At 45.6% G+C, this 7,500-nt stretch carries 8 protein-coding genes, 7 tRNA genes and 2 rRNA genes (1 of these 17 running past the window's edge); 16 read left to right on the forward strand and 1 reads right to left on the reverse strand.

The features are described 5' to 3' along the window. The 13 genes from ACSQ8P_RS03755 to ACSQ8P_RS03815 all read left to right on the forward strand — a co-directional run. Positions 1-1,413: ribosomal RNA gene (locus ACSQ8P_RS03755) — 23S ribosomal RNA — on the forward strand; it begins 1,626 nt to the left of the window's first position. Positions 1,414-1,485: 72 nt separating this feature from the next. Continuing rightward, positions 1,486-1,602: ribosomal RNA gene (rrf, locus tag ACSQ8P_RS03760) — 5S ribosomal RNA — on the forward strand. Between the two features lie 89 nt (positions 1,603-1,691). After that, positions 1,692-1,773: transfer RNA gene (locus ACSQ8P_RS03765), tRNA-Tyr, on the forward strand. Positions 1,774-1,785: 12 nt separating this feature from the next. Then, positions 1,786-1,859 (forward strand) — tRNA-Trp (locus ACSQ8P_RS03770). A gap of 10 nt (positions 1,860-1,869) precedes the next feature. Continuing rightward, positions 1,870-1,944, forward strand: a tRNA-Gln gene (locus ACSQ8P_RS03775). Positions 1,945-1,961: 17 nt separating this feature from the next. Continuing rightward, positions 1,962-2,037 (forward strand) — tRNA-Lys (locus ACSQ8P_RS03780). Positions 2,038-2,057: 20 nt separating this feature from the next. Continuing rightward, positions 2,058-2,137, forward strand: a tRNA-Leu gene (locus ACSQ8P_RS03785). A gap of 42 nt (positions 2,138-2,179) precedes the next feature. Next, a tRNA-Gly gene (locus ACSQ8P_RS03790) sits at positions 2,180-2,251 on the forward strand. A gap of 42 nt (positions 2,252-2,293) precedes the next feature. After that, positions 2,294-2,367 (forward strand) — tRNA-Pro (locus ACSQ8P_RS03795). A 204-nt stretch (positions 2,368-2,571) separates the two neighbouring features. Further along, positions 2,572-2,994, forward strand: coding sequence for a VOC family protein (locus ACSQ8P_RS03800; RefSeq protein ID WP_436233966.1), 423 nt, complete (start codon positions 2,572-2,574; stop codon positions 2,992-2,994). 10 nt (positions 2,995-3,004) lie between these two features. Further along, positions 3,005-3,610, forward strand: a complete 606-nt coding sequence (locus ACSQ8P_RS03805) for a thioredoxin family protein (protein WP_436233967.1) — start codon at positions 3,005-3,007, stop codon at positions 3,608-3,610. Between the two features lie 201 nt (positions 3,611-3,811). Next, on the forward strand, positions 3,812-4,477 hold the full coding sequence (tenA, locus tag ACSQ8P_RS03810) for a thiaminase II (RefSeq protein ID WP_436233968.1): 666 nt from the start codon (positions 3,812-3,814) through the stop codon (positions 4,475-4,477). A gap of 104 nt (positions 4,478-4,581) precedes the next feature. Beyond that, complete coding sequence (locus ACSQ8P_RS03815; protein ID WP_436233969.1) at positions 4,582-4,767, forward strand: hypothetical protein; 186 nt, start codon at positions 4,582-4,584, stop codon at positions 4,765-4,767. Between the two features lie 222 nt (positions 4,768-4,989). Here the strand turns inward: ACSQ8P_RS03815 and ACSQ8P_RS03820 are convergent, their stop codons facing one another. Further along, positions 4,990-5,247, reverse strand: coding sequence for a helix-turn-helix domain-containing protein (locus tag ACSQ8P_RS03820; RefSeq protein WP_436233970.1), 258 nt, complete (start codon positions 5,245-5,247; stop codon positions 4,990-4,992). 301 nt (positions 5,248-5,548) lie between these two features. Between ACSQ8P_RS03820 and ACSQ8P_RS03825 the strand changes: the two genes are divergently transcribed. The 3 genes from ACSQ8P_RS03825 (at position 5,549) to ACSQ8P_RS03835 (ending at position 7,412) form a co-directional block, all read left to right on the forward strand. Then, positions 5,549-5,992: a HEAT repeat domain-containing protein gene (locus ACSQ8P_RS03825; RefSeq protein WP_436233971.1), complete on the forward strand. Its 444-nt coding sequence runs from the start codon at positions 5,549-5,551 to the stop codon at positions 5,990-5,992. 25 nt (positions 5,993-6,017) lie between these two features. Then, positions 6,018-6,215 carry a DUF3934 family protein gene (locus tag ACSQ8P_RS03830; RefSeq protein ID WP_436233972.1) on the forward strand — a complete coding sequence of 66 codons (198 nt, stop codon included), beginning with the start codon at positions 6,018-6,020 and terminating at the stop codon, positions 6,213-6,215. Positions 6,216-6,344: 129 nt separating this feature from the next. After that, positions 6,345-7,412 carry an FUSC family protein gene (locus ACSQ8P_RS03835; protein ID WP_436233973.1) on the forward strand — a complete coding sequence of 356 codons (1,068 nt, stop codon included), beginning with the start codon at positions 6,345-6,347 and terminating at the stop codon, positions 7,410-7,412. The last annotated feature ends 88 nt before the right edge of the window (positions 7,413-7,500 follow it).

Below are 7,500 nucleotides of genomic sequence, written 5' to 3' on the forward strand. Positions count from 1 at the left end.
CGTCCAAGCAGTGAGGCTGGTTAGTAGGCAAATCCGCTAACCGTAAGGCTGGGCTGTGATGGGGAGGGAAATTTAAGTACCGAAGGTCATGAGTTCACACTGCCAAGAAAAGCTTCTAGCCAGGCGAAGGTGCCCGTACCGCAAACCGACACAGGTGGGTGAGAAGAGAATTCTAAGGCGCGCGGAAGAACTCTCGTTAAGGAACTCGGCAAAATGACCCCGTAACTTCGGGAGAAGGGGTGCCTCGGTAGGGTGAATAGCCCGAGGGGGCCGCAGTGAAAAGGCCCAAGCGACTGTTTAGCAAAAACACAGGTCTGTGCGAAGCCGCAAGGCGAAGTATACGGGCTGACGCCTGCCCGGTGCTGGAAGGTTAAGAGGAGTGGTTAGGGGCAACCCGAAGCTATGAATTGAAGCCCCAGTAAACGGCGGCCGTAACTATAACGGTCCTAAGGTAGCGAAATTCCTTGTCAGGTAAATTCTGACCCGCACGAATGGCGTAACGACTTGGGCGCTGTCTCAACGAGAGATCCGGTGAAATTTTAATACCTGTGAAGATGCAGGTTACCCGCGACAAGACGGAAAGACCCCATGGAGCTTTACTGCAGCTTGATATTGGACTTTGGTACGATCTGTACAGGATAGGTGGGAGCCTTTGAAGCCTGAGCGCCAGCTTGGGTGGAGGCGCCGTTGGGATACCACCCTGATCGTATCGGAGTTCTAACCTAGTACCGTGATCCGGTATGGGGACAGTGTCAGGTGGGCAGTTTGACTGGGGCGGTCGCCTCCTAAAATGTAACGGAGGCGTTTAAAGGTTCCCTCAGAATGGTTGGAAATCATTCGCAGAGTGCAAAGGCATAAGGGAGCTTGACTGCGAGACCTACAAGTCGAGCAGGGACGAAAGTCGGACTTAGTGATCCGGTGGTACCGAATGGAAGGGCCATCGCTCAACGGATAAAAGCTACCCTGGGGATAACAGGCTTATCTCCCCCAAGAGTCCACATCGACGGGGAGGTTTGGCACCTCGATGTCGGCTCATCGCATCCTGGGGCTGAAGTAGGTCCCAAGGGTTGGGCTGTTCGCCCATTAAAGCGGTACGCGAGCTGGGTTCAGAACGTCGTGAGACAGTTCGGTCCCTATCTGTCGCGGGCGTAGGAAATTTGAGAGGAGCTGTCCTTAGTACGAGAGGACCGGGATGGACGTACCGCTGGTGTACCAGTTGTCTCGCCAGAGGCATCGCTGGGTAGCTATGTACGGAGGGGATAAGCGCTGAAAGCATCTAAGCGCGAAGCCCCCCTCAAGATGAGATTTCCCAGTATGTAAGACCCCTTGTAGACGACGAGGTTGATAGGTTCGAGGTGGAAGTGCGGCAACGTATGCAGCTGACGAATACTAATCGGTCGAGGGCTTAACCAAAATTCCTGAGTATAGTACTTTACGTTGAAGTTTCGTATCTAGTTTTCAAGGCGCAAACAAACGCTTTGACTGTTTGGTGATGATGGCGGAAGGGACCCACGCGTTCCCATCTCGAACACGACCGTTAAGCCCTCCAGCGTCGATGGTACTTGAACCGCAGGGTTCTGGGAGAGTAGAACGTTGCCAAGCAGATACCTAATATAGGGATCTTTAATCGAAGATTAAAGTCTCTCTGCATGGGTATTTTTTTTGTCTAGTAAGATTTGATTTGCTTTTATGGAGGCTTAGTGAAGTGGCTAAACACGGCAGACTGTAAATCTGCTCTCTTCGAGTTCGGTGGTTCGAATCCATCAGCCTCCATATACCTTATTTAGGGGCATAGTTTAAGGGTAGAACAAAGGTCTCCAAAACCTTTGGTGTGGGTTCAATTCCTGCTGCCCCTGCCAATACCATTAATGGGGATTAGCCAAGCGGTAAGGCAACGGACTTTGACTCCGTCATGCCAAGGTTCAAATCCTTGATCCCCAGCCATTTTCTTTACAAGACATGAGTCATTAGCTCAGTTGGTAGAGCACCTGACTTTTAATCAGGGTGTCGTAGGTTCGAATCCTACATGACTCACCATTTGCCTTATTTAACAGCATGCGCGTATGGCGGAATTGGCAGACGCACTAGACTTAGGATCTAGCGGGCGACCGTGGGGGTTCAAGTCCCTCTACGCGCATCATCGTCCTCAGGTTGCTTTATGCAACTTGGGGACCCCTATGCGGAAGTGGCTCAGCGGTAGAGCATCGCCTTGCCAAGGCGAGGGTCGCGGGTTCGATCCCCGTCTTCCGCTTTTTGGCGTTAGGGTCTGTTAAAACCCTTTCTCTTTTATTTTCGGGACGTAGCTCAGCTTGGTAGAGCACCTGCTTTGGGAGCAGGGGGTCGCATGTTCAAATCGTGTCGTCCCGATATCAACCACATTCTCTTATCATGCGACGAGGGAATGTGGTTTTTTGTTTTGATTAAATTTTTATTTTTCTTTCACTAGGGTTCGCACATTTTTCTTTTACCTCGGGTTACTTAGTTACCTCGATGTAACTCATTTTCTAACCACGCCTGTTCGAGTATACTGGAAAAGAAGTACAAGTAAGAATTCGAAGGAGGCTAAAGTAAGTGGGTACGAATGCGAAAATAGGCGGCGGCGGTTTTCATCACGTTGCACTGAGAGCGAATGATTTTGACGCAACAGTCAAGTTTTATACAGAAGGTTTAGGGTTTGTAGCGAAGAATAACTGGGGCGAAGGGAATAAGCGTGCGGTCCTGCTAGACTCTGGGGACGGAAATTATATGGAGGTTTTCGCTGGGGGATCAGGTGAACCACAACCAGAAGGATATTTTTTCCATGTAGCATTCCGCAGTAATAATGTTGATGGGGCTGTCGAAGCAGCCGTTGCTGCTGGAGCTATCGTGACAGTAGAGCCAAAAGACGTAATCTTAGGCGTTAACCCGCCAACACCTGTACGTATTGCTTTTGTCAAAGGATTAAACGGTGAAATCATTGAGTTTTTCCATAGCACTGGGGAGAACCAACTATAATTTTTCAGGGATGAGAGGGGCATGTGACGTGGCTTTTACCTTTACTTTATCGCTCGGAGATGAAGCACCTGATTTTTCATTACCAGCTACGGATGGACAAACATACGCGTTGAAGGATTTCAGCGATGCGAAAACGCTCGTTATATTTTTCACTTGCAACCATTGCCCTTATGTAATCGGTTCTAATGAAGTAACACGCGAAACTGCCAATCGGTATAAAGAAAAGGGTGTACAGTTCGTTGGTATCAATGCCAACAGCGTGAACACCAAGCCAGAAGATTCCTTTGATCATATGGTATCGCACATGGAGGAGCATAAATATCCATGGATATATCTGAGAGACGAAACCCAAGAAACGGCATTAGCCTATGGTGCACTAAGAACGCCGCATTTTTATGTCTTTGATGAAAATCGCAGATTAGTTTACACGGGACGTGGCGTTGATAATCCTAAGGATGCGTCTAAAATCACAATAAATAATTTAGATATCGCTTTAGAAGAGCTTACCTCTGGCCAAGCAATTACGTTACCGTTGACGAACCCACTTGGGTGTAATGTGAAATGGGACGGTAAGGATGCTCATTGGATGCCTGCTGATGCGTGTGACTTGGTATAGCATACTTCTGCTAGCCTACATATCTCACAAAATAGAAAGCAATGAGCTTCCACACCGTGGAAGTTCATTGTTTTTTGTTTTCTACTTATTCATTGCTAGTAATAAAGTTAAAATATAGTAAAATAATAGAGTTCATCAAATCTAGTAACAGCCTCTCACTCATCAATTCATCATATAATCCCATGCCAAAGGAGACCCATAATGTCCTTTACACAGCACTTAGTCCAGAAATATGAGCACGAATGGCGCCAAACTCAGCAGCATCCTTTTGTACAAGAATTAGGTCGGGGAACCCTGGACCGCAATAAATTCAGGTTCTACATGATTCAAGATTATTTATATTTAATTGATTATGCCAAATTGTTCGCCTTAGGTGCTATCAAAGCTCCAGATCTCACAACGATGAGTGAATTCTCAGCGTCATTAAGTAATATTTTGCATGAAGAAATGGGCATTCATCGTTCTTACGCAGCTCGCTTCGGAATCACTAAGGAAGAATTGGAGCAGGCAGAACCTTCACCAATTACACTCGCTTATTCGCATTATATGTTGCATGTAGCACAGAGTGGCGGATTAGCGGAATTAACAGCAGCATTGCTCCCTTGTATGTGGAGTTACTGGGAGATCGGCCGCATGCTGAAGGAGTTCCCAGGTGCAGTTGATCATCCTGACTACGGTGAATGGGTGAGAGGGTACAGCTCAGAGGAGTTCGGTAAACATGCACAATGGTGCATAAATTTAATGGATCGACTAGCCTTGGGGAAATCAGAAAGTGAATTAGCGCGATTAGAAACAATTTTTTTGAATACGACTCGCTACGAAACGTTGTTCTGGGAAATGTCGTACCAACAACAGATGTGGCTGTAATTTCCGACACAAATGCCAATGAAACGCATTCATAAGAGCCAATAGATCGAATATACATATACGGAAATCATCAAAAGTTGGTTATCAACTGGGAGGTGTTTCGTATGATTTATTGGATTTTGGCTGTGATTGTCGTGGTCGTTGGTGTGCTGGTCATCATGAGTGTAAGACGAAGTAAATCCACAGCGCCTGCTGAAGTGAAAACGCACAAGCCCTGCTCTTACTGCAACGAGGAAATCGCTATTGATGCGCCAGTGTGCAAGTATTGTAGGGGGGTTGTAGTGAATTAAGTTCATACTAGGAATTCCGGCTATAAAGGGGAAAAGAAAGCAACGAGTCATTCGCTACGTGCGAGCTGCTCGTTGCTTTTTTGTATTTGCGTTAGTCTTTCTTGTTTCGTCTGCTAGCTTCCTTAGCATCTAACGTTCCTAGGAAATCACTCGCCGTCCTGACAATATATTGAACTTCATCAAGCCCGCGTTCCATAAGCATGCTTTTGTGAATGTCGATAATCAATTTTTTTCATGGATGCCATCTACACCGTCAAGTTTCTGAAAATTAAACAACTCGCTCGGGTCTATGTCTAACGCATTCATTAGCGTTTCCAACGTAGTCAATGAAATGTTCCTTTGGCCTCGTTCAATATCTGATATGTGCGATTTGCTCATACCGACTTTGCCTGTTTTTTCAGCAAGCTGATCCTGTGTATATCCCTTAAGCTTTCTAATCATACGTAATCGCTCACCAACGAGCCTTAGGAAATCGGACATCTCATTCACCTCAAGATGAGGTTATTTAATTCGGACCCAAAAAGAGATACCTTTATATGGTGATTTAATTAGAAAAATCCTGTATAAATGGTACTTCCATAAACTAAACATATGAGAAAACCTATATCGAGGCAATTCAAAGATGAGCGACCGCGTTTAAATGAAAGTTTTATCGCCAAATAGAAAGAAGTTTTCGGGTACCGAAAACTTATACTTTCAATATGTGGTCAAAAAAGTTGGCGCTCTGCCTAAAAAAAGTGTAACATCTAACACATATAGCCACAGAAGGAGCTTGAATCAGTTGAATATTGAATTACACAATGAGTTACCTACCGATTTTGAAGAGTTGAAAAAAGCAGCAAACCGCACATCCAATTGGAGGGAGCGTCTTTCTGCTGTTGAAGCATTAGGTGAACATGGCGATCAACAATCGGTTCATATTCTTAAACGTCTAATGACCAATGACACCGTGTATGCGATACAGGAGACGGCTTACCGCAAGCTCAAACTTTTAGGTGAGGATGTACAACTGCCCCCTCGCAAAAAAGGCGACTTAATTAAAGGCGTAGGTAAAATTCTGCTTCGCATCAAGAAGAGCTTACCAGAAGGTCACACGTATGAGGCTTTCAAGGAAAAGCTGCAGAAGATGAGAAGTGATGTTTATGACACTTACGAAGGTGACAAAGGCTCTGATTTCGATCAATGGCTGGAATCGACATGGTCGGGTTTATTAAATAATAAATAAGAAGTAACACGTATGGAGTGAGTTTATGGTTAAGGGTAAAGGTGGAACAGGTAGAGGTACTGACAGCAAAGGCTGGAACCGGTGGAAAGCAAGTGAGAACCGGGCGAAGAGTGCTCCGAAACCCTATAAGAGTAAAGGTCTGAAAGCCGCTGCAATGGCGGCTAAGGCTTCAGGTACTTCAAGTAATTCAAGTACTGCGAGTACTAAAAGCACCAAAGCTTAGCAAATTGCTAAGCTACGAACCACCTTCGGCATTTTGCTGAGGGTGGTTTGTTTGTTGTGGAGGTTGTTTTGCATCCATCACATGACCTGTGTAAGATAGATGTAGGATATTTTGGATGAGGTGAGAGTCATGGTATTTGGGGCGCGCGTGTGGAAAACAGGCATCGCTGTTGCATTAGCTTTATACATAAGTGCTTGGCTCGAATTCACGCCACCAGTCATCGCGGCTGTTGCGGCGATCTTTGCGATGCAGCCCTCGATTTATCGCTCATGGCGTTATTTCTTAGATCAGCTGCAAACAAATATTATTGGTGCGGCTTTCGCCCTGCTGGCGGGGATGTTTTTTTCGCAAAATGTAATTGCCATTGGCATTGTATGTATTATTGTTATCATTCTAAGTTTACGTTTGCGGATGGAAGAAACGATAGGTCTTACCTTAGTAACCGTTGTGGCTGTGATGGAGGCGTCAGGAGAGTGGCGTTTTGCCGTTAATCGACTGTTGCTTAGTTTGATCGGGATAGGATGTGCCTTCGTGGTGAATGTTCTTTTCTTCCCACCTAAGCCCAAGGAACAATTCGCTGCTCAGATCGGATCTATCTTCAGCAAAATGTCACTCCTCCTTCGCACGGTGATATCGAATGAGATTAAGGAAACGGTGTTTCGTGAAGAGAAGGAAAGTCTTCGTAATAGCTTAAAGTCATTGTCTGAGAAATACAGACTGATGGAGGAAGAAATTAAGAAGATGAAGGGCAGCGGCTCCAAGCGGATCCGTGAGCTCGTCGTGTACAAGCAGAAACTGCTTGTCATGTCCAAAGGGCTTGAGGTATTGGAAGCTGTAGATGAACATTATTTTCAGGCTTCACCGAGTGCGGAAACTGATGTATGTTTTGACGATCACATGGAGAAATTGATTAAGTACCACGAGCATGTACTCTTGAAATACGATGATAAGCTCAAGGATACGAGCTCGGATAGTTTGGAGATCGAAGCGGAGAACGAACAATTTATGGTGGATCTCCTTGAACGATATAGAGAGCAACCGGGCGGTATGCTTCGCCTCTCGATTGTAGCAGCAGCTATGTATGACTATGGTCATCAGATTGCGCGGTTGGATAAGCTTGTAGAGCATGATCATCGAGGGGAGACTGAAGAGAGGGAACCTCTTGAAATTTTGCTTAAAAGTATTCGACTCAAATAGTTCAGATTTACGTTTGCTTTACGAAATGGTTTGTGTTATATTATGTTTCTTGCTCCGAACAGGACAAGCAGGAACAAGCACAAACCAT

The organism is Paenibacillus sp. LjRoot153 (assembly GCF_964253085.1).
Classification (GTDB): Bacteria; Bacillota; Bacilli; order Paenibacillales; family NBRC-103111; genus Paenibacillus_E.